This window comes from Pseudomonas izuensis (assembly GCF_009861505.1).
GTDB classification, from domain to species: Bacteria; Pseudomonadota; Gammaproteobacteria; order Pseudomonadales; family Pseudomonadaceae; genus Aquipseudomonas; species Aquipseudomonas izuensis.
Genome location: NZ_WTFT01000009.1, coordinates 27,539 through 52,177, shown reverse-complemented (window position 1 = coordinate 52,177; position 24,639 = coordinate 27,539). Strand labels below are relative to the sequence as shown.

Here is a 24,639-nt window from a genome sequence, read left to right as displayed (position 1 = left end):
ATGCATCCGAGCATAACCCGCTTGCGCAACCCTTGCCGCTATTGGCTGAACGCGCCTTCGGACAGATGGGTTTCGATGCTGACTTCGCTGGTGGTCATCAGTTTGTGAATCGGGCAGCGATCGGCCACGCGGTGCAGTTCTTCGCGCTGGGCGTCGGTGAGTACACCTTTGAGGGTCAATTTGACGTGCAGGGCGTATTTGCCTTTTTGCTCTTCGCTGTTATCGCGTTTGACCTCGACGCCGACACCGGTCAGCGGGATGTCCTTTTTCCTGGCATACAGCTTCAGGGTCAAGGCTTTGCAGGCACCCAGTGCGGCATCGAAGTAATCGTGGGGTTCCGGCGCCGAGCCTTCACCGCCAGCAGTGGTGGGCACGTCGGCAAAAAGTTCGTGGTCATCGATTTGCACGCTGTGACGAAAACCTTCGGCAGACACGGTGTTGACGGTAACAGTCATGGGATACCTCGCGGGTGACGGGAATGATCATTCGATCAAAAAGGACCGTGAAGGTATAGAGCATTCCTGCGCAAACATGTTCCGGATATCCGGGCTGGTGCCGGTATTGGGCTGAATCGATACCGCTTTTGACCGATGCAGTACAGGCGATTTGATATCACTTTTTCGTCTTACGCAAATTTTCAACAGTCCGATATCGTCTAAAAGACCAGCTGCCTGAAGCAGCGCTTTTGGAAGGAACCAGAGTAATGAGTTTAAGAAGTCTCAATATTGCGCCGCGTGCGAGTCTGGGTTTTGGCCTGTTGGCATTGATGGTTTTTGGCCTGGGGGTGTTCGCGCTGCTGCAAATGTCGAATATGCGGGCGCAGGCCGATGAGGTCGATGACAACTGGCTGCCCAGCGTCATGGCGGTCGGTGATATGAGTCAGGACATGTTGCGGCTGCGGGCCTTGACCATGCGCTTGCTGATCAATCGCGATCCACAGGCGTTGGCTCAGAACGTCGGTAAGATCAACGATTTGAAGGCCGTTCTCAACGATGCTCAGCAACGCTATGACAAGCTGATCGTGTTGCCCGAAGAGCGAATTTTGTTCGATCGCTTCAAGACCGCCGAGCAGAAGTATCTGCAGTTCCAGAGTCAGGTAATGGCGGGATCTGCCCAGGGACGGGTGGAGGACGCAGCGGCCATTCTCAACGGTGAAATGAATCCGCTGGCCGATGAAATCACCATCACGCTCAAGGAGCTGGTCGGCTTGAACAAACACAACGCCAATCTGGCGAGCGAAGCCGGGCGCCAGGTGTTCAACCAGTCGCGGATCTGGGTCGGGGTGATGATTGCCCTGGCGGCGATTACCACCGTTGGCCTGGCCTTATTGTTGACCCGCAGTATCGTGGTGCCGCTTTCGCAATCAGTGAAGGTCGCCGAAGTGGTCGCTGGCGGCGATCTGACCGGTGACATCAGCATCACTGGCGACGACGAGCCGGCGCGACTGTTGCACTCGCTCAAGAGTATGCAGCTGAACCTGCGCGAAACGATCCAGCGTATTTCCGAGTCATCCAGCCAATTGGCCTCTGCTTCGGAGGAGCTCAGCTGCGTCACCGAGGATGCCACCCGTGGCCTGCACCAGCAGAGCCTGGAGATCGATCAGGCCGCCACGGCAGTCAATCAGATGACCGCGGCGGTGGAGGAGGTGGCAAACAATGCCGTGGCCACCTCCGAAGCGTCCCGCGAGTCCGATCGCATTGCTCAGCATGGCCGTGAGCAGGTGCACCAGACCGTGATGTCTATCGAGATGCTGGCCGATGATGTCACCGCCAACGCTTCGCAGGTCGAAGACCTGGCGCAGAAGGTGTACAGCATCGGCAAAGTCCTGGACGTGATTCGCTCGATTGCCGAGCAAACCAACTTGCTGGCCCTGAACGCAGCCATTGAAGCGGCCCGGGCCGGGGATGCCGGACGCGGGTTCGCGGTGGTGGCCGACGAGGTGCGGGCCCTGGCGCACCGTACTCAGCAATCGACCCGGGAAATCGAGCAGATGATCACTGGCATCCAGCAAGGCACCGATTCGGCGGTCAGCTCGATGCAGCACAGCAATGCCCGGGCACGCTCGACCCTTGAAGTGGCAAAGGCCGCGGGCATTGCACTGGAAGATATCGCATCGGCATTCACCCTGATCAATGAGCGCAACACCGTGATCGCCAGTGCCTCGGAGGAGCAGGCGGCGGTGGCGCGGGAAGTGGACCGCAACCTTTCGAATATCCGCGACCTGGCACTGCAAAGCTCGGCCGGGGCGAATCAGACCAGTGCGGCGAGCCAGGAGCTGTCACGGTTAGCGGTGGATCTGAATACCCTGGTGGCGCGGTTTTCGGTCTAGGGATCGATAGCCGAATCCCGGACAAAAAGAAGCCCCGCATTTTGCGGGGCTTCTTTTTGTCGGTGTGGATCAGCTGCCTTTGACGGTCTTGCCGTTGACCTTGCCGTCCAGGAGCATGATGTTGTACTCCTTGCCGTCGGTTTCGACCTGTTGCAGGCGGACCAGCAGGTAGTCCCAGTCCTTGGCGAACCAGAGCACGGTGATGCGCTTGCTTTGTGTCGGGTCACGCACGCGCTCGACCTTGATCGCATCGATCTGGCCAGCCTTGGTGTCGACCTTTTCCGAACCCAGCACACGGAAATCATAGGTATCGACTTCGCCAGCATCCACGACTTGATAGCTCATGCTTTTCTTGCCGGCGGCCACGTCATGCTGCAGTGCCAGCTGATAGGTGGACTTGTCGACCATGCCACGGTTCAGCGGGATATTGACCGCGTCGCCACGGTCTGTGCCGGTGATCTTCTTGGTGGTCCAATCGAAGTCCAGGTCAGCCTTCTTGGCTTTGCCCAGGCCACCCCGTTCGAAGTGGTAGGACTGTGGCAGCAGGGTGTCCTTGTCGACTGTCAGGGTGCTTTCTTCGGACAGGCTGGCGATCATCATCGAAGCCTTGAAGCTGAGCTTCCAGACGCCGTTGGCTTCCTGGGTCAGGCTGCGCTCGGCGGTGCCGCTCATGGGCAGCTGCTTCCAGTCGGCAGTGTAGCTGGCGGAGAAAGGATGAAGGTCTGCCGCCTGTGCAAAGGGCAGGGCGAGCAGAGCGCAAGCGAAGAGCAGGGCACGACGCATAAAATCTCCTAGATTCGAATCAAGTGGCCGCTGGCCGCGAGTAACTGCCCATCCAGTAAAGCACCTTGATCGTCGAGTGATAAACGGCCTTCGGCAAACCAGCGGACGGCCATCGGGTAGATCAGGTGTTCCTGAACATGGACCCGCTGCGCCAGACTCTGCGGCGAGTCGTGCAACTCTACCGGTATTACTGCCTGTACGACCAGTGGTCCGCCATCGAGTTCCTCGGTGACAAAGTGCACTGAGCAGCCGTGTTCAGCGTCGCCGGCTTCCAGAGCGCGCTGATGAGTGTGTAACCCTTTGTATTTGGGCAACAAAGACGGATGGATATTGAGCAGGCGACCCTGGTAGTGGCGCACGAAGCCCGCGCTGAGAATGCGCATGAAGCCGGCCAGGACCACGAGTTTGGGGTTGAAGGCGTCGATCAGTTCGATCAGCGCGGCATCGAAGGCTTCGCGGCCTTCGAAAGCCTTGTGATCCAGGGTGCGGGTGTCGATACCCGCGTCCCTGGCGCGTTGCAGGCCGTAGGCGTCGGCGCGGTTGGAAATCACCGCAGCGATGCGGACCGGGCTGTCGCCGGTCCGCGTGCTGTCGATCAGGGCCTGCAAGTTACTGCCGGTGCCGGACAACAGCACCACCACATCACAGGTCTGGGACATCAATGAGCCTTGAGGTTCTTCAGTTCAACCTGGGCCGCGCCTTCGGCAGCGGTGGAGATCTGACCGATGACCCAAGGCTGCTCGCCCGCTTCGCGCAGAACGTTCAGGGCGGCTTCAACGTGCTCTTGAGCCACGCAGATGACCATGCCCACGCCGCAGTTCAGCACGCGGTGCATTTCGTTCTCGTCGACGTTGCCTTTCTCTTGCAGCCAGTCGAATACGGCCGGGCGGTTCCAGCTGGCTACGTCAACCACGGCTTGTGCGCCTTTTGGCAGGACGCGCGGAATGTTGTCCAGCAGGCCGCCACCGGTGATGTGGGCCATGGCCTTGACGGCGCCGGTTTCCTTGATCAGCTTGAGCAGCGGCTTCACGTAGATACGGGTCGGGGCCATTAGCAGATCGGTCAGCGGTTTGCCGTCGAGCTGGGTGTTTTCGATGTCGGCGCCGGACACTTCGATGATCTTGCGGATCAGCGAGTAACCGTTGGAGTGCGGGCCGGAAGACGGCAGGGCGAGCAGGGCATCGCCGGCGGCAACCTTGGAGCCGTCGATGATTTCGGATTTTTCCACGACACCGACGCAGAAACCGGCCAGGTCGTAGTCTTCGCCTTCGTACATGCCAGGCATTTCAGCGGTTTCGCCGCCAACCAGGGAGCAACCCGACAGTTCGCAGCCAGCGCCGATGCCGGTTACCACCTGGGCGGCGGTGTCGACGTTCAGTTTGCCGGTGGCGTAGTAGTCGAGGAAGAACAGCGGCTCGGCGCCACACACCACCAGGTCGTTGACGCACATGGCAACCAGGTCGATGCCGATGCTGTCGTGTTTGTTCAGGTTCAGTGCCAGGCGCAGCTTGGTGCCGACGCCGTCAGTACCGGAAACCAGCACAGGCTGCTTGTAGCCGGCCGGGATTTCGCAGAGGGCGCCGAAACCGCCCAGGCCGCCCATGACTTCCGGGCGCGCAGTGCGCTTGGCGACGCTCTTGATGCGTTCGACCAATGCTTCACCGGCGTCGATGTCTACACCGGCGTCCTTGTAGCTCAGGGAGGGTTGCTTGCTCATGATCCAGGCCTTTAGGGGGGATTTCTGGGTAACGACCGAGTTCAGCGGGGGCGCGCCGAAATCGACGAGGGCGATTGCCTCACGCGAATTTCGAAAGTGCCCGGCTGTTGCCGGTCTGCGAAGGCGCGCGATTTTATCAGGCTTGAAGGGCAGCGGCCATCCTCACGCCGACGGCAGGGGCATATCGGCTTAAAAAAACCTTCATTGTTGTGTGTTGGTTGCATCCTTCACGCTTGAGCAGGGTATCGTCATTAACCGTCTATCGTTATGACAGTGCGAAAACTTACCCGGGCCGTGTGAATGTTTTGCGCCGGGCGATGGTCACAGCCTTGCTCGATCATGTTCATTCGGCCTGTTCCAGCCGCTCTTGTCGTCAGGAATCTTCCATGCGTTTTTGTAAATTCTTGTTTGTGGGTTGTTTGTCTCTGGTCAGCCTGGTCAGCCATGCCGAAACCGTCAAAGGCCTTTATCAAGTACGCGAACCGGTCAGTGGCCAGTCACCGGAAGAGCGTGACCAGGCGACTCAGCGCGCCCTCGATACACTCATCTTGCGTCTAACCGGCGACCCCAAGGCGGTGCAAAGTCCTGGACTGGCGGCGATCCGCAAGGACCCGCAGCAAATCATCAGTCAGTACGGCTTTGACGCCGGGCCGCCGGAGGTATTGAAAGTCGATTTCGATCCGACTTCCACCGAACAGGCGTTGCGCCGCGCCGGGCTGGCCATGTGGGGCGCCAGTCGGCCGTCGATTCTGGGATGGTGGTTGAACGATTCCACCGAGGGTTCGAGCCTGGTGGGCGACGGTCAGGCCAGTGCGGCGCCGCTGCGTCGTGCAGCACAACACCGCGGCTTGCCGTTGCGGCTGCCCCTGGCGGATCTGAATGAACAGATTGTCGCCACTGCACCCAATCTGGAAAGTGCTGATCCCGCGCCGCTGCACAACGCATCGGAACGCTACAATGCCGACGCCTTGCTGGCGGTGCATGCCCGAGAAGAGGGTGGGCAGTGGCAAGCCAAGTGGCGTTTGTGGCTGGGCGACCAGAAAGAGGCAGGCAGTGTCCAGGGTGCCGATCAAGCGGCTCTGGCAGACGCGGTGATGCTGGCGGTCAACGAGCGGCTGGCGCCACGATTTGTCGCCAAGGCAGGTGCGTCGACTCAGCAGTTGCTGGAAGTGCAGGGCATGAATCTTGAGCGCTATGCGACCCTTGGGCGTTTGCTGGAGCCTTTCGGCGGGCGCCCGCAAAGTGTCGATGGCGACCGGATTCTGTATCGGGTCAATGGCAGCACCGATCAGTTGCGGGCGCAGTTGTCGCTGGCGAAATTGCAGGAAGTTGCGGCGGCACCGGCCCCCGTCCCCGTGGCGCCTGTTGCACCGGCGGCAGGCGGTTCGGCCCCTGCCGCAGCGCCCGTCGCTGCACCGACACCGCAATTGCATTTCCGCTGGTAGTTTTTCTTTCTTTATATAGAAGCAATGGAGTGGTTCATGGCCGATACGCGGCGTTGGTTCTGGTTGGGTGGAGTGGTTCTGCTCTGCGCGTTTATCTGGCTGCTGCACCCGATCCTGACGCCGTTCCTGGTGGCGTTGCTGCTGGCCTATCTGTTTGATCCGCTGGTGGATCGACTGGAGAAGGCCGGGCTGTCGCGAACCCTGGGCGTGGTTGCCGTGTTCGCGCTGTTCATATTGATCTTCACCACGCTGCTGCTGGTGTTGGTGCCGATGCTCGCCAAGCAGCTGTTTCGTTTGTATGAGCTGGCACCGCAGATGCTCGACTGGTTGCAGCACACGGCGCTGCCGTGGGCGCAATCCAAGTTCGGTTTGTCGGAGGGTTTCTGGAAGTTCGACAAGCTCAAGGCCGCGATCAGTGAGCACATGGGGCAGACCAGCGACGTTGTCGGGGTGGTATTGAGCCAAGCGACGGCTTCCGGTCTGGCGCTGATTGGCTGGCTGGCGAATCTGGTGCTGATACCGGTGGTGACGTTCTACTTGCTGCGGGATTGGGATCTGATGATGGCCAAGATCCGTAGCCTGCTGCCCCGGGATCGGGAGGAGCGCGCAGTGTCCCTGGCCGGTGAGTGCCATGAAGTGCTCGGGGCCTTCGTTCGCGGGCAATTGTTGGTGATGGTGGCATTGGGCGTGATCTACGCCGCGGGCCTGATGCTGGTGGGGCTGGAATTGGGGCTGTTGATTGGTCTGATTGCCGGTCTGGCGGCGATTGTGCCGTACATGGGGTTTGTGATCGGTATAGGTGCGGCATTGATTGCCGGTCTGTTTCAGTTCGGCGGCGATCTGTATCCGATGATCGGTATCGTCGCGGTGTTCATGGTGGGGCAGGCGCTGGAGGGTATGGTGCTGACGCCGTTGCTGGTGGGGGATCGGATAGGTCTACACCCGGTGGCGGTGATCTTTGCAATTCTGGCCGGTGGAGAACTGTTCGGTTTTACCGGCGTTCTGCTGGCGCTGCCGGTGGCGGCGGTGATCATGGTGCTGGTGCGCCATGTGCATGATTTGTATAAGGATTCAGAAATCTATAGTGGTGTGGACGAGCCAGAGCTTTAAGACGCTTCGCGGGCAACCCGGATCGAGGCCGGGTCGATGCCTGCACCGCCAAAGAAACTGTCATGAAACCGGGGCGCCAACGCAAACCTTTGATTTTGCTTGTGGTCTGTCGCATTGTGCGGTCGGCTTCACGGGTATAAACTGCGCAAACTTTACACAGAGGCCACTAACGGTTCCTTTGGAACTGTTCAGTCAGCATGAAACCGATTCAGCTGCCCCTAGGTGTGCGTCTGCGTGACGACGCCACCTTTATCAACTACTACCCAGGCGCCAATGCCGCTGCACTCGGCTATGTCGAGCGGCTGTGCGAAGCCGACGCCGGCTGGACCGAAAGCCTGATTTATCTCTGGGGCAAGCACGGGGTAGGTCGCACGCATCTGTTACAGGCGGCCTGCCTGCGTTTCGAACAGATGGGTGAGCCAGCGGTGTATCTGCCGCTGGCCGAGTTGATGGATCGTGGCATCGAAATTCTCGACAACCTCGAGCAGTACGAACTGGTCTGCCTGGATGATCTGCAAGCGGTCGCCGGCAAGGCGGATTGGGAAGAGGCGCTGTTCCATCTGTTCAATCGTCTGCGTGATAGCGGTCGGCGCCTGCTGATTGCCGCGTCGACGTCCCCTCGGGAACTGCCGGTGAAGCTGGCGGACCTCAAGTCCCGCCTGACCCTGGCGTTGATCTTCCAGATGCGCCCGCTCTCCGACGAAGACAAACTGCGCGCCCTTCAGCTGCGCGCATCCCGTCGTGGCCTGCACCTGACCGATGAAGTCGGGCATTTTATCCTGACCCGCGGGACCCGCAGCATGAGCGCGTTGTTCGAGCTGCTTGAACGCCTCGACCAGGCCTCCCTTCAGGCTCAGCGCAAGCTGACCATTCCCTTCCTTAAAGAAACCCTGGGCTGGTAGCTAACCCCTTTAAATCTGCGGCTTTCAGCGCTTTTCGGCATATTTCAGGCGCCAGAAAACGCGCTTTCCTGGCAATGGCAGGCCGCGTAAATGATCAAAATGGGCTTAAGCGCTTAGATGTAAACGAGAAACCGAGAAGTCACAAAAAGTTCGATTGAATTTGCAAATGAGGTTGATAGCGGGCATAGTCTCGGCTTCTTTACAACTAACAGCCACGGTCGTGCCCATGCTAAAGCGCTTTGCACCCCTCGTGCCCCTCGCACTCGTTACCCTGTTGTTCGGTTGCGCTGCCCACACGCCAGTGGCCCAGCAAGAGCAACAACAGCAGGTTAAAAACTCTGTTACTGCCCAGTCTTCCGTTCGTTATCAAGACTCTCTTTTCCAGGAAGAAGTGGCCACCGAAAAAGAACTGGCCGCTTTCGCCGACGGCAAGTCCTATCAGCTTCCGGTTCTGGCCGACAGCATTCTCGAGCGCGGCATGTCCCTGATCGGTACCCGTTACCGTTTCGGCGGTACCTCTGAAGCCGGTTTCGATTGCAGCGGTTTCATCGGTTATCTGTTCCGCGAAGAAGCGGGCATGAACCTGCCGCGCTCCAGCCGTGAAATGATCAACATCGACGCGCCGCTGGTCTCGCGCAGCAAGCTCGAGCCGGGCGACCTGCTGTTTTTCGCCACCAACGGCCGTCGCGGTCGTGTCAGTCACGCCGGGATCTACTTGGGTGATAACCAGTTCATCCATTCCAGCAGCCGCAAAAGCGGTGGCGTGCGGATCGATAGCCTGGGCGACAGCTACTGGAGCAAGACCTTCATCGAAGCCAAGCGCGCACTCGCGATGGCTCCGAATGCCAGCCCGATTGTCACGGCGCGCAAGTAAGCGGACAGTTCGTAAGGCGAACTTAAAGTCTTACTTGAAGTTTGCCGCATAAGCGCTAGAATCTGATCCATGAATGATGGCAAACCGCCTGCGTAATGCGCAGGCGGTTTTCTTTTCTGCGTCCTCTGCAGAAAAAAGCCGCAGCCAGATCAGGATGCTCTGCTTATGTCGACGTCGGCCCGCCTCGCAATCATGCTTTTCGCAGCGCTGCTCAGTGCCTGCGCCAGCCGCACACCGCCGCCAGCGCCGGTGGTTCGCGCTCCCATCGTTTTCGGTCCTTCCCAAGCCTTTTCGCCTGAAGCGGAAGATGTGCTGTTTCGTGCATTGGGCCTGGTGGGCACGCCTTATCGCTGGGGTGGCAATACACCAGACTCCGGTTTCGATTGCAGCGGGCTGATCGGTTATGTGTACCGTGATGTCACCGGCATTTCCTTGCCGCGCACCACCCGCGAAATGATCTCCATGCAAGCGGCCGATGTCGGCAAGGAAGGCCTGCAAACAGGTGACCTGGTGTTCTTCGCCACCAACGGCGGCTCGCAGGTCAGCCATGCCGGCATCTATGTCGGCGAAGGCCGTTTCGTCCATGCGCCTGCCACGGGTGGCACGGTCAAGCTCGACAGCTTGTCCAAGGCTTATTGGCAGAAAGCCTACCTGAGTGCCAAGCGCGTCCTGCAACCGGAGCACCTGGCGCGCAATCCGTAACAGCCAGAGTTTGTGGTCATGACCGCTCGCACGCTCAATCTCGACGATTCGCTCTATCACTACCTGCTTGACGTGTCCCTGCGCGAAACGCCGCTGCTCAAGCGTTTGCGCGACGAAACCCAGGCGCTGCCCATGGCGCGCTGGCAAGTGGCGCCAGAGCAGGGGCAGTTTCTTGCGTTGCTGGTGAAGCTCACCGGCGCCAGGCGTTTGCTGGAAGTCGGCACCTTCACCGGTTACAGCGCCCTGTGCATGGCGTCGGCATTGCCGGAGGGAGGTTCGTTGATTTGCTGTGATATTCCGGGCGATTACAACGCAACGGCGCGCCGTTACTGGCAGGAAGCCGGGTTGGCCGGGCGAATTGAGCTGCGTCTGGCGCCGGCGCTGGAAACCCTGGGCAAACTGGATCAGCCAGGCCAGTTCGATCTGATTTTCATTGATGCCGACAAGGCCAACTATCCAGCCTACCTGGAGCATGCGCTGCGCCTGTTGCGCACCGGTGGTCTGGCGGTGTTCGATAACACGCTGTGGAGCGGTCGGGTGCTGGAGGACAATCCAGAAAGTGCAGATACCCGAGCCATTCAGGCGCTCAATCGTGCCTTGAAGGATGACTCGCGGGTGGATCTGTCGCTGTTGCCGCTGGGGGATGGGCTCACCCTTTGCCGCAAACGCTAAACACAGAGTCCCTGTGGGAGCGAGCCTGCTCGCGAAGAGGTCAGCACATTCAGCATCAAAGTTGCCTGTACTGACGCATTCGCGAGCAGGCTCGCTCCTACAGTGGTATGTGGTGCTATTTAGTTGCCGACACCCGCCATACTTTGTTCCCCACGTCATCGGCCACCAGCAAATCTCCCTGCTGATCAATCACCACACCCACTGGCCGGCCCATGGCATTTTCTTCGTCATTGAGGAATCCAGTAAGTACATCCACCGGCTGTCCGCTCGGTTTGCCGGCGTGGAAGGGGACGAAAATCACTTTATAGCCGCTGTGTGGCTTGCGGTTCCATGAGCCATGCTGGCCGACAAAGGCACCTTCCTTGAATTGCGCCGGCAGCGTGTTGCCTTGGGCAAACGTCAGCCCCAGCGACGCGGTATGCGGGCCGACCGCATAGTCCGGCGCAATTGCCTTGGCCACCAGTCCGGGGTTTTGCGGTTCGACGCGGATGTCGACGTGCTGGCCGTAATAGCTGTAAGGCCAGCCATAGAATCCGCCGTCCTTCACGGAGGTGATGTAGTCCGGCACCAGGTCGCTACCGATTTCATCCCGCTCATTGACGGCCGTCCACAATGCGCCGCTCGAAGGCTCCCAAGCCAGTCCGTTCGGATTGCGGATTCCCGAAGCAAAGATCCGGTGGTTGCCGGTCGCGCGATCCACCTCCCAGATCGCCGCGCGTCCTTCTTCCTGATCCATGCCGTTTTCACCGACGTTACTGTTCGAGCCGACGGTGACGTACAGCTTGCTGCCGTCCTTGCTGGCGATGACGTTTTTGGTCCAGTGGTGATTCAGAGTGCCCCCCGGCAGATCCACTACTTTGACCGGTTGTGACTTGATCGACGTGTCGCCGTTTTCATAATGGAAGCGCAGCAGGCGGTCGGTGTCGGCGACGTACAGATCATTGCCGACCAGGGTCATGCCGAAGGGGGAGTTGAGGTTTTCCAGGAATACCGTGCGAGTCTCGGCGACGCCGTCGTGGTCGCTGTCCCGCAGCAGGGTGATGCGGTTCGGGCTGGGTACGGTCGCACCGGCGCGGGCCATGACTTTTTTCATGACCCAGCCACGAATGCCTTTGCCGTCATCCGGTTTGGGCGGGGCGTTGGTTTCGGCCACCAGCACGTCGCCATTGGGCAGTACATACAACCAGCGCGGATGATCGAGGCCCTCGGCAAATGGGGTCACTTGCGTGCCGGCGGCGGCGACGGGGCTGGCGCCGTCCGGCCAGCCGATTGCCGGGGCGATGTTCACCGTCGGCATCAGCGTCTTGTTGGGTTCCGGGAGTTTGGGCGACGGGCCGGTACCGTCGGAGACTTGCAGCGTGGAGGTCTCACCGCAAGCGGCAAGCCCTCCGGCGAGGGCGATGATGAGAGCGAGCTGAAGCTTGCGCATGCTGATCTTCCCTATGAATCCATTGACCTGATCAGTAGAGAAGCGCAAGCGCGTGATGGTTCAACCGGTCAGCCGCGGGCCTCCTTGAGCAGTACGGCGATACCCGGGTGATAATGGCCCGCTTCGTTGCGCAACTTGCGATAGGCATAAGGGAAATACCAGGCCACGGCGCAGGTGTGCTCCTTTTGCAAGTCGTCGACCATGTCCTGCAGTTCTTCTGGGGTGGCGCCATGCTGGGCTTTTTGCGGTGCGACGAACAGGCAGCCGAGTTTGAGGTCGCTGGCGTAGCTGATTTGTCTGGCGTTGCTGGTGATGTCTTGCAGGGCCTGGGTCAGGTTCAGGCTGTTGACCCGTGGCCAGCGTTGTGTGGCCTGCAGCCAGGCGCGTGTTTCGGGCGTGGCGATAAACAGGTCGGCGCGGCCATTGCGCTCGCCTTCTTCGATCTGTTTGCGGGTGGGCGATTGTTGCAAGGTGACCATTTCCGCCATCCACGCCGCCGAGGAGAACAGGCCGAGGTTGGCTTTTTCGTCGAGCCAGTAAGGCGTTTCGTTATCGCCACGCACGGCGTTGTAGCGGTCGATACACTCGAACCAGCGCTCCAGTACCGGGCGCAGGAATTCCAGCTTCGGATTGCTGATGATCATGCCTTGCATGTGGCTCACCCTTGTTATTGTGTTTTGAGGTTTGTGGCGCTTTGATATCATTGCTGGGCGTGCGGCACAAGATTGACGTCAGTAAATTGATCGGCGGCAGATAATCACTTGCGCGGCCTGTCTTCAATTGACGCTCCACCCCCAACCCTCTAACCTTCGCGGCTTGTTTCAGGTGCTCTGTGGCTTGCGCCGACAGAGTGAAACAGGGAAGCCGGTGAGTGGCCGATTCAAAGCATGATGGCCTGCAATTCCGGCGCTGCCCCCGCAACGGTAAATGAGTGAACACTGTGCCTTGAGCCACTGTGTCAATTGACATGGGAAGGCGCACAGTCGGCAAACGCCGCTCATGAGCCCGGAGACCGGCCTGATCCATCCAAGCGGCATCACGGTGGGCGATGCCAGGCTTCTTGCCATCTATTCTTGTGCCTGCCCGCCGTTATCCAGCCTCAACGGAGAGCTCCCCCATGACTGATACCCCTGATCGTGACGAACGTCATCTGGCGCGCATGTTGCGCAAGAAAGCCGTGATCGACGAACGCATCGCCAATTCCCCGAACGAGTGCGGCTTGCTGCTGGTGTTGTCCGGCAACGGCAAGGGCAAGAGCAGCTCGGCGTTCGGCATGCTCGCCCGGTCGCTGGGCCATGGCATGCAGTGCGGCGTCGTGCAGTTCATCAAGGGCCGCAACAGTACCGGCGAGGAGTTGTTCTTCCGACGCTTCCCCGAGCAGGTGCGTTTTCACGTGATGGGCGAAGGCTTTACCTGGGAAACCCAGGACCGTCAGCGTGATATCGCCGCCGCGCAAGCGGCCTGGGCGGTGTCGCAGGAACTGCTGCGTGATCCTGCCATCGGCCTGGTGGTGCTGGATGAATTGAACATCGCGCTCAAGCACGGTTACCTCGATCTCGATCAGGTGCTCAGCGATTTGCAGGCGCGTCCGCCGATGCAGCATGTGGTGGTCACCGGTCGCGGCGCGAAGCCGGAGATGATCGAACTGGCTGACACCGTCACCGAGATGGGCATGGTCAAGCACGCCTTCCAGGCCGGGATCAAAGCGCAAAAAGGCGTCGAGCTGTGAATCAACCTCGTCATTGCCCGGCGGTACTGATTGCCGCACCGGCCTCCGGTCAGGGCAAGACTACCGTCACTGCCGCGCTGGCCCGTTTGCATCGCAATCAGGGGCGCAAGGTTCGCGTGTTCAAATGCGGTCCCGACTTTCTCGATCCGATGATCCTCGAACGTGCCAGCGGTGCGCCGGTGTATCAACTGGATATGTGGATGGTCGGCGAGCAGGAAAGTCGCCGATTGTTGTGGGAAGCCGCAGGCGTTGCCGACCTGATCCTGATTGAAGGGGTGATGGGGCTGTTCGACGGCACACCGTCCAGCGCCGACCTGGCGCGGCACTTCGGTGTGCCGGTGCTGGGCGTGATCGACGGCACCGCCATGGCCCAGACCTTTGGCGCACTGGCGCTGGGGCTGGCGCGCTATCAACCGGATTTGCCGTTTGCCGGGGTCCTGGCCAACCGTGTCGGCACCTTGCGTCACGCACAATTGCTCGAAGGCAGCCTGACTGAAGGCCTGCGCTGGTACGGCGCCTTGTCCCGGGAAACCGGGATCGAATTGCCAAGTCGGCACCTCGGCCTGGTGCAGGCCAGCGAGTTGAACGACCTGGATATGCGCCTCGATGCGGCGGCCGATGCCCTGGCCAGCAGTTGCGAAGTCGCGCTGCCACCGGCGGTGGCATTCGCCGCGCCGGATGTGATCGCAGCCGAACCATTGCTGTCCGGCGTGCGCATCGCCGTGGCCCGGGACGAAGCATTTGCCTTCACCTACGGTGCCAGCCTCGATTTGTTGCGGGCGATGGGCGCCGAGTTGTCGTTCTTCTCGCCGATCCGCGACCGTGTGTTGCCAGAGGCGGACAGTCTGTACCTGCCGGGTGGCTATCCGGAATTGCATCATGTGGCGCTGTCACAGAACACGTCGATGCTCGATGCAATCCGCGCGCACCACGCCGCCGGCAAGCCGTTGCTGGCCGAATGTGGCGGCATGCTGTATTTGCTTGATTCGCTGACGGATGTCGAAGGTGCTCGCGCAGAACTGGTCGGCTTGCTGAGCGGCGATGCGGTGATGCAAAAGCGCCTCGCCGCGCTGGCCTTGCAAGCGGTCGAATTGCCGGAAGGTTCGCTTCGCGGTCACACCTATCACCACTCGCTGACCACCACCGAACTGACGCCGATTGCCCGGGGCTTGAGTCCCAATGGCGGGCGCGGGGCGGAAGCGGTTTATCGCGAGGGGCGGATGACGGCCTCTTATGTGCACTTTTATTTTCCGTCCAATCCATCGGCGATTGCCTCGCTGTTTGCGCCTGACCGACAGACCGCTTTCGCTGGCAAGCCAGCTCCTACAATGGATCAACTAACCCCTGTAGGAGCTGGCTTGCCAGCGAAGAGGCCATGACCGACAACGCATTCAGTCAGGCCGAACGCGAAGCGGTATATCGCGCAATCGCCGAACGCCGCGACATGCGCCATTTCAGCGGCGGCACTGTCGAGCCCGAACTGTTGCGGCGCCTGCTCGAAGCCGCGCACCAGGCACCGAGTGTCGGCTTGATGCAGCCCTGGCGTTTCATTCGCATCAGCGACCGGGCCTTGCGCGGCAAGATCCAGGCGCTGGTGGAAGAAGAACGTATCCGCACCGCCGAGGCCCTGGGTGAGCGCACCGATGAATTCATGCAACTCAAGGTCGAAGGCATCAACGATTGCGCCGAGGTGCTGGTCGCCGCGCTGATGGATGATCGCGAGCGGCATATCTTCGGTCGGCGCACCCTGCCGGAAATGGACATGGCGTCGTTGTCCTGCGCAATTCAGAACCTGTGGCTGGCATCCCGCGCCGAAGGGCTGGGCATGGGCTGGGTATCCCTGTTCGAGCCGCAAGCCCTGGCGGACTTGTTGGGGTTGCCGTCCGGTGCCAAGCCGTTGGCCATTTTGTGCCTGGGGCCGGTCAAGGAATTCTACCCGGCGCCCATGCTGGTGCTTGAAGGCTGGGCGCAGGCGCGTCCGCTGAGTGAACTCTTGTACGAGAATTATTGGGGAGTGAGTCAATGAGTGTGGCGTTGTTGAGTGTCGCCGCCGTGGCGCTGGATGCGCTGCTGGGCGAACCCAAGCGCTGGCATCCGCTGGTGGCGTTCGGCCGTTTTGCCGAGCGCATCGAGCAGCGATTCAACGGTGGTGGTCGCGGCTGGCGCAGCCATGGCGTCACCGCATGGGTGATCGCGGTTTTACCCTTGACCTTGCTGGTCACGGCCATTTCCTGGGCGCCCTACGTCGGCTGGATCGTCGAGATTCTCGCGCTGTATTGCGCCCTCGGCATGCGCAGTCTCGGCGAGCATGTCGAGCCTGTGGCCAAGGCCTTGCGCAGCGATAATCTCGAAGAAGCGCGCGAGCGTGTGAGTTACCTGGTCAGCCGCAAGACCAGCGAGCTGGATAAAACCGAAGTCGCCCGCGCCGCCACCGAGTCGGTGCTGGAAAACGGCAGTGACGCGGTGTTCGCCGCCTTGTTCTGGTTTGCCGTGGCCGGTGCGCCGGGGGTGGTGCTCTACCGTTTGAGCAACACCCTGGATGCGATGTGGGGTTATCGCAACGAACGCTTCGAACGTTTCGGCTGGGCTGCGGCGAAGATCGACGATGTGCTCAATTACATTCCGGCGCGGCTGGTGGCATTGACCTATGCGCTGTTGGGCAAGACCCGGCTGGCCTTGAAATGCTGGCGCACCCAGGGCCCGACCTGGGACAGTCCGAATGCCGGTCCGGTGATGGCGGCGGGTGCCGGTGCGTTGGGCGTCGAGTTGGGTGGGCCGGCGATTTATCACGGCGAACTGCACGAGCGTCCGCAACTGGGCGAAGGCGTGCCGGCGGATGCGGACTCCATCGACCGCGGCTGGCAATTGGTCCAGCGCGGGGTATGGTTATGGCTGCTGATTCTCTGCGTGGGGGCTGAATTTTATGCTTGAGCACGGTGGGCGGTTGCGCAAGGCGGCGCTCGAATACGGCATCGAGGAAGCCGATTGGCTAGACCTGTCCAGCGGCCTGGCACCCTGGCCGTTTCCCGTTCCGGATATTCCGCTGCGGGCCTGGGCGCGCTTGCCGGAAACCGATGACGGCCTGGAGCAGGCCGCCTGCGATTACTACGGCACACTGCAGGCGCTGCCGGTGGCCGGTTCGCAAATGGCCATTCAGTTGCTGCCGCGGTTGCGGCGGGCCGGCAAGGTTGGCGTGCTGTCGCCTTGTTACGCCGAACATGCCGAAGCCTGGCGTCGCAATGGCTACATCGTTCGCGAAGTGCTGGAGCAGGAAGTCGATTTTTTCGTCGACAGTCTCGATGTGCTGGTGGTGGTCAACCCGAACAATCCCACCGGCTTGAGCCTGACGCCCGCGCGATTGCTCGACTGGCATGGGCGCCTGGCCCAGCGCGGTGGCTGGCTGGTGGTGGACGAAGCGTTCATGGATAACACGCCGCACCTGAGTGTGGCGCCGTTTGCCCATCAGGTCGGATTGATCGTCTTGCGTTCGTTCGGCAAGTTTTTCGGCCTGGCCGGGGTGCGGCTGGGTTTTGTCCTCGCCGAGCGCAAGTTGCTCAAGCTACTCGCCGAACAGGTTGGGCCGTGGGCGGTGAGCGGCCCGACACGGGTGCTCGGTCAGGCTTGCCTGCGCGATACCGAAGGACATAGGCAGCAACGCGTGCGGGCCGAGGAAGCCAGCGAACGGCTGGCGTCGTTGCTGGAGCAGTACGGGTTCAAGCCCCAGGGCGGTTGCGCCTTGTTCCAATGGCTGATCACCGAGCGCGCCGAGGAGCTGCACGAGTTCATGGCCCGGCGCGGCATTCTGCTGCGATTGTTCACGCAAACCAGCAGCCTGCGCTTCGGCCTGCCGGCCGATGAAGCCGATTGGGCACGCCTGGCTGCCGCATTCGAAGACTTTGCCAGGGAACGCCAATGACCACGTTGATGGTGCAAGGCACCACCTCCGACGCCGGCAAAAGCACGCTGGTGACGGCGCTGTGCCGCTGGGTCACGCGTCAGGGCGTGGGCGTGGTGCCATTCAAGCCACAGAACATGGCGCTCAACAGTGCGGTGACGGCTGACGGTGGAGAGATCGGCCGTGCGCAAGCGGTACAGGCCCAAGCCGCTTATCTCGAACCGCATACCGACATGAACCCGGTGCTGCTCAAACCCAACAGCGACACCGGTGCCCAGGTGATCATCCACGGTCGTGCAGTCACGACCATGAACGCCGTGGCTTATCACGACTACAAGGCCATCGCCATGCAAGCGGTGCTGGCTTCCCATGCACGGTTGAGCGCGGCCTATCCGCTGGTGATGGTCGAGGGCGCCGGTTCACCGGCCGAGATCAATCTGCGTGCTGGCGACATTGCCAACATGGGCTTTGCCGAAGCGGTGGATTGCCCGGTGGTGCTGATCGCCGACATCAACCGTGGCGGGGTATTCGCCCATCTGGTGGGTACGCTGGAGTTGCTGTCGCCCAGTGAACAGGCACGGGTCAAGGGCTTCATCATTAACCGCTTTCGCGGTGACATCGCGCTGTTGCAACCGGGCCTGGACTGGTTGGAACAGCGCACCGGCAAACCGGTGATCGGCGTATTGCCGTATGTGATGGACCTGCACCTGGAAGCCGAGGACGGTATCGATCAGCGCCAGACCGACAAGGCCGAGCGGGTGCTGAAAGTGCTGGTGCCGGTGTTGCCGCGCATCAGCAACCACACCGATTTCGATCCGCTGCGCCTGCATCCGCAAGTGGATCTGCAATTCATCGGCCCCGGCCAGGCGATCCCGCCGGCCGACCTGATCATTCTTCCAGGCTCAAAAAGCGTGCGCAGCGACCTCGCGTATTTGCGGGCCAACGGTTGGGAAACCGCCATCTCCCGTCATCTGCGTTATGGCGGGAAATTGCTGGGCATCTGCGGTGGCCTGCAGATGCTCGGCGGGCAAGTGCATGACCCGCTGGGCCTGGAAGGCGCACCGGGCTCCAGCGCCGGTTTGGGTTTGCTGGCCTTCGAAACCCGCCTCGAAGAAGAGAAGCAACTGCGCAATGTGCGCGGGCATCTGGCACTGGAAAACGCTGAGGTCAGCGGTTATGAAATCCACGCCGGCGTGACCACTGGCCCGGCACTGGAAAACGCCGCGGTGCAGCTCGATGACGGGCGTTGCGATGGCGCGCAAAGTGTCGATGGGCAGATTTTCGGCACCTACCTGCATGGCCTGTTCGAGTCGCCGGCGGCGTGCAGTGCGCTGCTGCGATGGGCGGGATTGCAGGCCGTGCAGGATGTGGATTACCACGGGTTGCGCGAGCGGGATATCGAGCGGTTGGCGGATCTGGTGGAGAAGCATCTGGATACCGGGCTGTTGCGTGAACTGTGCGGAATCTAGGGTGACTGTTCCGGCCTCATCGCGGGCAAGCCCGCTCCCACAGGTTCCGTGGGTGGGCAAAAAAGCTATGAATAGTCTCGATCCTTGTGGGAGCGGGCTTGCCCGCGATGAGGCCAGTAACCTCACCGAAGATTTTAAGGAATGAACCATGCTCCAACTGATCCTCGGCGGCGCCCGCTCCGGCAAGAGTCGCCTGGCTGAAAAACTGGCAACAGACAGTCAACTCCAGGTGACCTACATCGCCACCAGCCAACCCCTGGACGGCGAAATGAGCGACCGGGTCGCCCATCACCGCGCCCGTCGCCCTGCCGAATGGGCCTTGATCGAAGAGCCTTTGGAGCTGGCCCGCGTCCTGCGTGAAAACGCTCGCGCCGATCATTGCCTGTTGGTGGATTGCCTGACGCTGTGGCTGACCAACCTGCTGATGCAGGGCGATGCCGAACGCTTGAACGTTGAACGCGATGCGCTGCTGGAGTGCCTGGCGTCGTTGCCGGGTGAAATCATTTTTGTCAGCAACGAGACCGGAATGGGTGTCGTGCCGCTGGGCGAATTGACTCGCCGCTATGTCGATGAAGCCGGTTGGCTGCATCAAGCTCTGGCCGAGCGTTGTCAGCGAGTCGTCCTGACCGTCGCCGGCCTGCCCCTCACTCTGAAAGGAACTGCGTTATGACCCCATCCTGGTGGCTGAACCCGTGCAAACCGATCGATGCCCAGGCGGTCGAGCAGGCCCAGGCCCGCCAACAACAATTGACCAAGCCGGCGGGTTCCCTCGGTCAGCTGGAGTCGGTAGCAGTACAACTGGCGGGATTGCAGGGGCGGGTCAAACCGAGTCTGGAGCAGGTTTCGATCACGATTTTTGCTGGCGACCACGGCGTGGTGGCCGAAGGGGTGTCGGCGTTTCCCCAGGAAGTCACCGGGCAAATGCTGCACAACTTCGTCAGCGGCGGCGCGGCAATCAGCGTGCTGGCGCGGCAGTTGGGGGCTGCCCTTGAGGTGGTGGATCTCGGGACGATTACGCCATCGCTGAGCCTGCCGGGGGTGCGTCACCTGAACATCGGCCCGGGCACCGCAAATTTTGTGCAGGGCCCGGCGATGACCGTGGCTCAAGGCGAACTCGCGATGCAGGCTGGTCGTGACAGCGTGCTGCGGGCCAAAAAAACCGGTGCGCAGTTGTTTATCGGTGGCGAGATGGGTATCGGCAATACCACCGCCGCCAGTGCGCTGGCCTGTGCCGTGCTGGATTGCCCGGTGGGGCACCTGACCGGGCCTGGCACCGGGTTGAATGCGGCGGGCGTCAGCCACAAGGCTTTGGTGATCGAGCGTGCATTGGCCTTGCACGGTGCCCGGCGTGGCGATGCGTTGCAAACCCTGCTGAACCTGGGTGGCTTCGAAATCGCGGCATTGGTCGGGGCCTATCTGGCCTGTGCCCAGGAAGGCGTTGCGGTGCTGGTGGACGGCTTCATTTGCAGCGTCGCGGCGTTGGTTGCCGTGCGCCTGAATCCACAATGCCGCCCGTGGTTGTTGTTCGGTCATCGTGGCGCCGAGCCGGGGCATCGACATGTGTTGGAATCCTTGAGTGCCGAGCCACTGCTCGATCTCGGCTTGCGACTGGGTGAAGGCAGCGGGGCTGCGCTGGCGGTGCCATTGTTGCGGCTGGCGTGTGATCTGCATGGGCAGATGGCGACGTTCGCTGAAGCCGCGGTCGCGGATCGTCCGGCATGATGTTGCGTCTGGATCTGCTGCGCCATGGCGAAACCGAACTTGGCGGTGGCTTGCGCGGCAGCCTCGATGACGCGCTGACCGAAAAGGGTTGGCAGCAGATGCGCGCAGCGGTGATGGAGCAGGGGCCTTGGGACCGTCTGGTCAGCTCACCGTTGCAGCGTTGTGCGCGCTTCGCTGAAGAACTCGCCGCGCACTCGGGCTTGCCGGTGGAGTTCGATCCAGACCTGCGAGAGCTGCACTTCGGCGCGTGGGAAGGGCAGAGCGCTGTGGCGCTGATGGAAACCGATGCCGAAGGCCTGGGATTGTTTTGGGCTGACCCTTATTCATTCACTCCGCCACAGGGTGAGCCAGTGGCCGAGTTTTCAGCGCGAGTGCTGGCGGCAGTGGCGCGTTTGCAGGCGGCGTACGCCGGGGAGCGGGTGCTGCTGATCAGTCATGGCGGGGTCATGCGTTTGTTGCTGGCCCAGGCGCGAGGCTTGCCCCGTGAGCAGTTGCTGAATGTCGAAGTGGGTCACGGTGCGTTGTTCTCGCTATCGGTACAGTCCGACGGCTTGTTAAAGGAAGTGCGCTGACCATGTTGCCGTTCTGGATCGCCCTGCAATTCCTCAGCAGCCTGCCGATTCGTTTGCCGGGCATGCCGGCACCGCAGGAACTGGGGCGGTCGCTGCTGTTTTATCCGCTGGTGGGTTTATTGTTCGGCGGTATTTTGTGGGGGGTGAACTGGCTGTTGCTGGGGGCGCCACTGTTGCTGCATGCCGCACTGTTGCTGACGGTTTGGGTATTGCTCAGCGGAGCGCTGCACCTGGACGGTCTGGCCGACAGCGCCGATGCCTGGCTCGGCGGATTCGGTGATCGCGAGCGCACGCTGACTATCATGAAAGACCCGCGCAGCGGACCGATCGCGGTGGTCACGCTGGTGTTGGTGTTGCTGCTTAAATTCACCGCGTTGCTGGCGTTGATCGAGCAGCAAAACGCGGTGATGCTGATCATCGTTCCGTTGCTGGGGCGTAGCGCATTGCTCGGATTATTCCTGACGACGCCCTATGTGCGTCCCGGTGGATTGGGGCAGGCGCTGGCCGATCATCTTCCGCGGTTGGCGGGTAAGCAGGTGTTGGCGGTCAGCGCGTTGGCCTGTGTGTTGATCGCGGGTGTCAGCGGTCTTGTTGCCGTGGTGCTGGCGGTCCTGGTGTTCCTCTGGCTTAGGCAAGTGATGCTGCGGCGATTGGGCGGCACGACGGGCGATACGGCGGGGGCGTTGCTGGAGTTGCTGGAGATGGTGGTGCTGGTGGGTCTCGCTTTGTAGGAGCAATGCTTGCTCGCGATGAACGATGACGCGGTTTCCTGTCTGAATCCGCGTAACGGCCATCGCGAGCAAGCTTTGCTCCTACAGGATCGGTGTAACATTAATTTGCAGTCTTCTCACCACGGGTATATACACGCACCATGCTCGACTCCCAATGTTTATGCATCAACCTGCGTCGCGCCGCCCGTGGCGTCAGCAGGCATTACGACGGCGCTCTCGACGGCTTCGGGATCAACGTCGCGCAGTATTCTTTGCTGTGCAATCTGCAGCGCCTGGATCAACCGAGCATTTCCATCCTGGCGGAAGCCATGGGGCTGGATCGCAGCACCCTGGGGCGCAATTTGCGGGTGCTGGAAGGTGAGGGCCTGGTGACGCTGGTGGAAGGCGAGGACATGCGTAATCGTATCGTCCTGCTCACCGAAGCCGGGGCTGAGCGGTTGCAGGCAGCCTTGCCGGCCTGGGAGGCGGCGCAACAGCGGTTGGTTGATCGGCTGGGGGCCGAAAAGCGTGAAATGTTGTTGAAGTTGCTGGACGAACTGGCGTAATGCCGGTTTGTTCGATCTTAAGCGGGTATATACCCGCGCCCGGAGAACAAGAATGACATCGATGTGGCGTACGTGCGGTTGGGTGCTGTTGGGGAGTGCGCTGATTCTTGCGTTGTCTCTGGGAGTGCGACATGGCTTCGGCCTGTTCCTGGCACCGATGAGTGCCGAGTTCGGCTGGGGGCGTGAGGTCTTTGCCTTCGCCATCGCCCTGCAAAACCTGATCTGGGGCCTGGCGCAGCCCTTCACCGGCGCGCTGGCCGACCGCTTTGGTGCGGCGAAAGTGGTGCTCATCGGTGGCGTATTTTACGCCTTGGGCCTGGTGTTCATGGGCATGTCCGACTCGGCGGTGACCTTGTCGTTGAGTGCCGGTCTGTTGATCGGTATCGGCCTGTCCGGTACTTCGTTTTCGGTGATCCTCGGCGTGGTCGGGCGAGCGGTTCCACCGGAGAAGCGCAGCATGGGCATGGGCATTGCCAGCGCCGCCGGTTCGTTCGGCCAGTTCGCCATGCTGCCCGGCACGCTGGGGTTGATCGGCTGGCTCGGTTGGTCCACGGCCCTGTTGGCGCTGGGACTGCTGGTGGCACTGATCGTGCCGCTGGTGAGCATGCTCAAGGACAAACCCTTGCCGGTGCTCGGCCATGAGCAAACGTTGTCCGAGGCCCTGCACGAAGCCTGCTCGCATTCAGGGTTCTGGCTGTTGGCGTTCGGTTTTTTTGTCTGCGGTTTTCAGGTGGTATTCATCGGCGTGCACTTGCCGGCGTACCTGGTGGATCAGCATCTGCCGGCGACGGTCGGCACCACGGTGTTGGCGCTGATCGGCCTGTTCAATATCTTCGGCACCTACACCGCAGGCTGGCTGGGCGGGCGCATGTCCAAGCCACGGTTGCTCACGGGGCTGTATGTGCTGCGGGCGGTAGTGATTGCGCTGTTCCTGTGGGCACCGGTGACCACAACAACCGCCTATCTGTTCGGGATGGCCATGGGCTTCCTCTGGCTGTCGACGGTGCCCTTGACCAACGGCACGGTCGCGACCTTGTTCGGCGTACGGAATCTGTCCATGCTCGGCGGGATTGTGTTCCTGTTTCACCAGCTCGGCTCGTTCCTCGGTGGCTGGTTGGGCGGGGTGGTGTACGATCGAACCGGGAGCTATGACTTGATCTGGCAGGTAGCGATTCTCCTGAGCCTGATGGCCGCCGCCCTCAACTGGCCGGTGCGTGAGCAGCCGGTGGCGCGGCTGCAATCCCAAATGAGTGCGATATGAACCGTCTCTGGCCGCGAATCACCCTGATTGCTGTCTGTGCGTTGCTGCTGGCCCTGGCCTGGTGGGGTTGGCATCAGGGTGGGTTGGCGTTGATGCAGTTGGGTATGGCGGTTTGTTAGCTTGCTAGCAGGATGTGAGGACGAGTAACTTCAATTCCTGACGATTCCTCACAAGGAAGCACCGATATGCTGATGCGCTGGTTTGCAGTTCCTGCGTTACTGGTAGCGTTTACCGGATTGGCTCAAGCGGCACAGTGCCCCGAGTTGCTGCAAGGTTCATTACCCAAGTTGCGCGCCAATGAATCCATCGATTTGTGCCAGCGCTTTGCCGGCAAGCCGTTGGTGGTGGTCAATACCGCGAGTTTCTGTGGCTTCGCGCCGCAATTCAAAAGCCTTGAGGCGTTGAATCAACGTTTCAAGGGGCAGGGGCTGGAGATAATCGGCGTGCCGTCCAATGATTTCAAGCAGGAGTCCAAGGACGGCGCAGAGACCGCCAAGGTCTGCTATGTGAATTACGGCGTGACCTTCACCATGACCGAACCGCAGAAAGTCCGCGGCGACGATGCCACGCACCTGTTCAAGGTGCTTGCCAAACAGAGCAGTACGCCGAAGTGGAATTTCTACAAGTACGTAGTCGATCGCCAGGGCAAGGTGATCGCCAGTTTCTCCAGTCTGACCAAGCCTGATGATCCTGACTTCATCGCGGCGGTGGAGAAAGCCCTGGCTTCGCCACCGTTAGCGTCCACCCCATAA

27 protein-coding genes, 1 pseudogene and 1 riboswitch are annotated in these 24,639 nt (G+C 61.0%); of the genes and pseudogenes, 22 read left to right on the top strand and 6 right to left on the bottom strand.

Going from position 1 to position 24,639, the window contains the following annotated elements; genetic code table 11:
- Positions 1–38 precede the first annotated feature (38 nt).
- Positions 39–455: an OsmC family protein gene (locus GPL81_RS08950; RefSeq protein WP_160106446.1), complete on the bottom strand. Its 417-nt coding sequence runs from the start codon at positions 453–455 to the stop codon at positions 39–41.
- A 248-nt stretch (positions 456–703) separates the two neighbouring features.
- Here GPL81_RS08950 and GPL81_RS31960 point away from each other — a divergent pair.
- Together GPL81_RS31960 and GPL81_RS31955 are read left to right on the top strand one after the other, a co-directional pair.
- A pseudogene (locus tag GPL81_RS31960) lies at positions 704–1,474 on the top strand (MCP four helix bundle domain-containing protein); the annotation flags it as partial.
- On the top strand, positions 1,466–2,329 hold the full coding sequence (locus tag GPL81_RS31955; protein ID WP_425502550.1) for a methyl-accepting chemotaxis protein: 864 nt from the start codon (positions 1,466–1,468) through the stop codon (positions 2,327–2,329). The pseudogene GPL81_RS31960 and the gene GPL81_RS31955, both read left to right, overlap by 9 nt.
- A 69-nt stretch (positions 2,330–2,398) precedes the next feature.
- Here GPL81_RS31955 and GPL81_RS08940 read toward each other — a convergent pair whose 3' ends face one another.
- From GPL81_RS08940 to purM, 3 genes are read right to left on the bottom strand one after another with little or no spacing between them, the layout of a single operon-like run.
- Positions 2,399–3,112, bottom strand: a complete 714-nt coding sequence (locus tag GPL81_RS08940) for a DUF3108 domain-containing protein (RefSeq protein WP_160106444.1) — start codon at positions 3,110–3,112, stop codon at positions 2,399–2,401.
- A gap of 8 nt (positions 3,113–3,120) precedes the next feature.
- Positions 3,121–3,771, bottom strand: a complete 651-nt coding sequence (gene purN / locus GPL81_RS08935; RefSeq protein WP_160106443.1) for a phosphoribosylglycinamide formyltransferase — start codon at positions 3,769–3,771, stop codon at positions 3,121–3,123.
- Complete coding sequence (gene purM / locus GPL81_RS08930) at positions 3,771–4,829, bottom strand: phosphoribosylformylglycinamidine cyclo-ligase (RefSeq protein ID WP_008049708.1); 1,059 nt, start codon at positions 4,827–4,829, stop codon at positions 3,771–3,773. Before purM ends, purN begins: the two co-directional genes overlap by 1 nt.
- Positions 4,830–5,215: 386 nt before the next feature.
- Here purM and GPL81_RS08925 point away from each other — a divergent pair, with 386 nt between their 5' ends.
- The 6 genes from GPL81_RS08925 to GPL81_RS08900 all read left to right on the top strand — a co-directional run bounded on the left by GPL81_RS08925 (position 5,216) and on the right by GPL81_RS08900 (position 10,534).
- A complete protein-coding gene (locus GPL81_RS08925) occupies positions 5,216–6,274 on the top strand; it encodes a DUF2066 domain-containing protein (protein WP_160106442.1) in 1,059 nt (352 codons plus the stop codon).
- 36 nt (positions 6,275–6,310) lie between these two features.
- Positions 6,311–7,384 (top strand): AI-2E family transporter, encoded by a 1,074-nt coding sequence (locus GPL81_RS08920; protein WP_096509651.1) that lies wholly within the window; start codon positions 6,311–6,313, stop codon positions 7,382–7,384.
- A gap of 197 nt (positions 7,385–7,581) precedes the next feature.
- Positions 7,582–8,286: a DnaA regulatory inactivator Hda gene (gene hda, locus GPL81_RS08915; protein ID WP_007936072.1), complete on the top strand. Its 705-nt coding sequence runs from the start codon at positions 7,582–7,584 to the stop codon at positions 8,284–8,286.
- 226 nt (positions 8,287–8,512) lie between these two features.
- Positions 8,513–9,160 carry a C40 family peptidase gene (locus tag GPL81_RS08910; RefSeq protein WP_160106441.1) on the top strand — a complete coding sequence of 216 codons (648 nt, stop codon included), beginning with the start codon at positions 8,513–8,515 and terminating at the stop codon, positions 9,158–9,160.
- A gap of 165 nt (positions 9,161–9,325) precedes the next feature.
- On the top strand, positions 9,326–9,862 hold the full coding sequence (locus tag GPL81_RS08905) for a C40 family peptidase (RefSeq protein ID WP_096509653.1): 537 nt from the start codon (positions 9,326–9,328) through the stop codon (positions 9,860–9,862).
- Between the two features lie 18 nt (positions 9,863–9,880).
- Positions 9,881–10,534, top strand: a complete 654-nt coding sequence (locus tag GPL81_RS08900) for an O-methyltransferase (protein ID WP_160106440.1) — start codon at positions 9,881–9,883, stop codon at positions 10,532–10,534.
- A gap of 115 nt (positions 10,535–10,649) precedes the next feature.
- On the opposite strand, the gene GPL81_RS08895 is transcribed toward GPL81_RS08900, so the two are convergent.
- Positions 10,650–11,963, bottom strand: a complete 1,314-nt coding sequence (locus GPL81_RS08895; RefSeq protein ID WP_160106439.1) for a PQQ-dependent sugar dehydrogenase — start codon at positions 11,961–11,963, stop codon at positions 10,650–10,652.
- A gap of 68 nt (positions 11,964–12,031) precedes the next feature.
- The gene (locus GPL81_RS08890; protein ID WP_160106438.1) at positions 12,032–12,616 is read right to left on the bottom strand and encodes a hypothetical protein; all 585 of its coding nucleotides are present in this window, start codon (positions 12,614–12,616) and stop codon (positions 12,032–12,034) included.
- 153 nt (positions 12,617–12,769) lie between these two features.
- Positions 12,770–12,998: riboswitch (cobalamin riboswitch) on the top strand.
- Between the two features lie 82 nt (positions 12,999–13,080).
- Between GPL81_RS08890 and cobO the strand changes: the two genes are divergently transcribed.
- The 14 genes from cobO to GPL81_RS08825 all read left to right on the top strand — a co-directional run bounded on the left by cobO (position 13,081) and on the right by GPL81_RS08825 (position 24,639).
- Positions 13,081–13,692: a cob(I)yrinic acid a,c-diamide adenosyltransferase gene (cobO, locus tag GPL81_RS08885; protein WP_160106437.1), complete on the top strand. Its 612-nt coding sequence runs from the start codon at positions 13,081–13,083 to the stop codon at positions 13,690–13,692.
- Positions 13,689–15,071, top strand: a complete 1,383-nt coding sequence (locus tag GPL81_RS08880; protein WP_160106436.1) for a cobyrinic acid a,c-diamide synthase CobB — start codon at positions 13,689–13,691, stop codon at positions 15,069–15,071. The genes cobO and GPL81_RS08880 overlap by 4 nt, the downstream gene beginning before the upstream one ends.
- Complete coding sequence (bluB, locus tag GPL81_RS08875; RefSeq protein ID WP_160106435.1) at positions 15,068–15,718, top strand: 5,6-dimethylbenzimidazole synthase; 651 nt, start codon at positions 15,068–15,070, stop codon at positions 15,716–15,718. The genes GPL81_RS08880 and bluB overlap by 4 nt, the downstream gene beginning before the upstream one ends.
- Positions 15,715–16,623 (top strand): adenosylcobinamide-phosphate synthase CbiB, encoded by a 909-nt coding sequence (gene cbiB / locus GPL81_RS08870; protein ID WP_160106434.1) that lies wholly within the window; start codon positions 15,715–15,717, stop codon positions 16,621–16,623. The genes bluB and cbiB overlap by 4 nt, the downstream gene beginning before the upstream one ends.
- On the top strand, positions 16,616–17,608 hold the full coding sequence (cobD, locus tag GPL81_RS08865; RefSeq protein ID WP_160106433.1) for a threonine-phosphate decarboxylase CobD: 993 nt from the start codon (positions 16,616–16,618) through the stop codon (positions 17,606–17,608). The genes cbiB and cobD overlap by 8 nt, the downstream gene beginning before the upstream one ends.
- Positions 17,605–19,056, top strand: a complete 1,452-nt coding sequence (locus tag GPL81_RS08860) for a cobyric acid synthase (protein ID WP_160106432.1) — start codon at positions 17,605–17,607, stop codon at positions 19,054–19,056. Before cobD ends, GPL81_RS08860 begins: the two co-directional genes overlap by 4 nt.
- A 148-nt stretch (positions 19,057–19,204) precedes the next feature.
- On the top strand, positions 19,205–19,726 hold the full coding sequence (gene cobU / locus GPL81_RS08855) for a bifunctional adenosylcobinamide kinase/adenosylcobinamide-phosphate guanylyltransferase (protein WP_096509663.1): 522 nt from the start codon (positions 19,205–19,207) through the stop codon (positions 19,724–19,726).
- Positions 19,723–20,778, top strand: coding sequence for a nicotinate-nucleotide--dimethylbenzimidazole phosphoribosyltransferase (gene cobT, locus GPL81_RS08850; RefSeq protein WP_160106431.1), 1,056 nt, complete (start codon positions 19,723–19,725; stop codon positions 20,776–20,778). Before cobU ends, cobT begins: the two co-directional genes overlap by 4 nt.
- Complete coding sequence (cobC, locus tag GPL81_RS08845) at positions 20,775–21,350, top strand: alpha-ribazole phosphatase family protein (RefSeq protein ID WP_160106430.1); 576 nt, start codon at positions 20,775–20,777, stop codon at positions 21,348–21,350. The genes cobT and cobC overlap by 4 nt, the downstream gene beginning before the upstream one ends.
- Before the next feature lie 2 nt (positions 21,351–21,352).
- Positions 21,353–22,081, top strand: a complete 729-nt coding sequence (locus tag GPL81_RS08840) for an adenosylcobinamide-GDP ribazoletransferase (protein WP_160106429.1) — start codon at positions 21,353–21,355, stop codon at positions 22,079–22,081.
- A 140-nt stretch (positions 22,082–22,221) separates the two neighbouring features.
- Positions 22,222–22,626, top strand: a complete 405-nt coding sequence (locus tag GPL81_RS08835; RefSeq protein ID WP_096509667.1) for a MarR family winged helix-turn-helix transcriptional regulator — start codon at positions 22,222–22,224, stop codon at positions 22,624–22,626.
- A gap of 52 nt (positions 22,627–22,678) precedes the next feature.
- Entirely contained in the window at positions 22,679–23,887 is a 1,209-nt protein-coding gene (locus tag GPL81_RS08830; RefSeq protein ID WP_160106428.1) for an MFS transporter, read from the top strand.
- On the top strand, positions 23,884–24,006 hold the full coding sequence (locus GPL81_RS31705; RefSeq protein ID WP_281355010.1) for a hypothetical protein: 123 nt from the start codon (positions 23,884–23,886) through the stop codon (positions 24,004–24,006). The genes GPL81_RS08830 and GPL81_RS31705 overlap by 4 nt, the downstream gene beginning before the upstream one ends.
- 66 nt (positions 24,007–24,072) lie before the next feature.
- On the top strand, positions 24,073–24,639 hold the full coding sequence (locus GPL81_RS08825; RefSeq protein ID WP_160106427.1) for a glutathione peroxidase: 567 nt from the start codon (positions 24,073–24,075) through the stop codon (positions 24,637–24,639).

Coding starts and splice junctions, on each gene's coding strand:
- GPL81_RS08890 (WP_160106438.1), bottom strand. CDS start 12,616: ATGCAAGGCATGATCATCAGCAATCCGAAGCTGGAATTCCTGCGCCCG.
- cobD (WP_160106433.1), top strand. CDS start 16,616: ATGCTTGAGCACGGTGGGCGGTTGCGCAAGGCGGCGCTCGAATACGGC.
- GPL81_RS08840 (WP_160106429.1), top strand. CDS start 21,353: ATGTTGCCGTTCTGGATCGCCCTGCAATTCCTCAGCAGCCTGCCGATT.
- cobT (WP_160106431.1), top strand. CDS start 19,723: ATGACCCCATCCTGGTGGCTGAACCCGTGCAAACCGATCGATGCCCAG.
- GPL81_RS08905 (WP_096509653.1), top strand. CDS start 9,326: ATGTCGACGTCGGCCCGCCTCGCAATCATGCTTTTCGCAGCGCTGCTC.
- GPL81_RS08940 (WP_160106444.1), bottom strand. CDS start 3,112: ATGCGTCGTGCCCTGCTCTTCGCTTGCGCTCTGCTCGCCCTGCCCTTT.
- GPL81_RS31955 (WP_425502550.1), top strand. CDS start 1,466: ATGCAGCTGAACCTGCGCGAAACGATCCAGCGTATTTCCGAGTCATCC.
- hda (WP_007936072.1), top strand. CDS start 7,582: ATGAAACCGATTCAGCTGCCCCTAGGTGTGCGTCTGCGTGACGACGCC.
- bluB (WP_160106435.1), top strand. CDS start 15,068: ATGACCGACAACGCATTCAGTCAGGCCGAACGCGAAGCGGTATATCGC.
- GPL81_RS08925 (WP_160106442.1), top strand. CDS start 5,216: ATGCGTTTTTGTAAATTCTTGTTTGTGGGTTGTTTGTCTCTGGTCAGC.
- cobO (WP_160106437.1), top strand. CDS start 13,081: ATGACTGATACCCCTGATCGTGACGAACGTCATCTGGCGCGCATGTTG.
- GPL81_RS08910 (WP_160106441.1), top strand. CDS start 8,513: ATGCTAAAGCGCTTTGCACCCCTCGTGCCCCTCGCACTCGTTACCCTG.
- GPL81_RS08900 (WP_160106440.1), top strand. CDS start 9,881: ATGACCGCTCGCACGCTCAATCTCGACGATTCGCTCTATCACTACCTG.
- purN (WP_160106443.1), bottom strand. CDS start 3,771: ATGTCCCAGACCTGTGATGTGGTGGTGCTGTTGTCCGGCACCGGCAGT.
- cobU (WP_096509663.1), top strand. CDS start 19,205: ATGCTCCAACTGATCCTCGGCGGCGCCCGCTCCGGCAAGAGTCGCCTG.
- GPL81_RS08830 (WP_160106428.1), top strand. CDS start 22,679: ATGACATCGATGTGGCGTACGTGCGGTTGGGTGCTGTTGGGGAGTGCG.
- GPL81_RS08920 (WP_096509651.1), top strand. CDS start 6,311: ATGGCCGATACGCGGCGTTGGTTCTGGTTGGGTGGAGTGGTTCTGCTC.
- GPL81_RS08825 (WP_160106427.1), top strand. CDS start 24,073: ATGCTGATGCGCTGGTTTGCAGTTCCTGCGTTACTGGTAGCGTTTACC.
- cobC (WP_160106430.1), top strand. CDS start 20,775: ATGATGTTGCGTCTGGATCTGCTGCGCCATGGCGAAACCGAACTTGGC.
- GPL81_RS08950 (WP_160106446.1), bottom strand. CDS start 455: ATGACTGTTACCGTCAACACCGTGTCTGCCGAAGGTTTTCGTCACAGC.
- GPL81_RS31705 (WP_281355010.1), top strand. CDS start 23,884: ATGAACCGTCTCTGGCCGCGAATCACCCTGATTGCTGTCTGTGCGTTG.
- GPL81_RS08860 (WP_160106432.1), top strand. CDS start 17,605: ATGACCACGTTGATGGTGCAAGGCACCACCTCCGACGCCGGCAAAAGC.
- GPL81_RS08895 (WP_160106439.1), bottom strand. CDS start 11,963: ATGCGCAAGCTTCAGCTCGCTCTCATCATCGCCCTCGCCGGAGGGCTT.
- purM (WP_008049708.1), bottom strand. CDS start 4,829: ATGAGCAAGCAACCCTCCCTGAGCTACAAGGACGCCGGTGTAGACATC.
- cbiB (WP_160106434.1), top strand. CDS start 15,715: ATGAGTGTGGCGTTGTTGAGTGTCGCCGCCGTGGCGCTGGATGCGCTG.
- GPL81_RS08835 (WP_096509667.1), top strand. CDS start 22,222: ATGCTCGACTCCCAATGTTTATGCATCAACCTGCGTCGCGCCGCCCGT.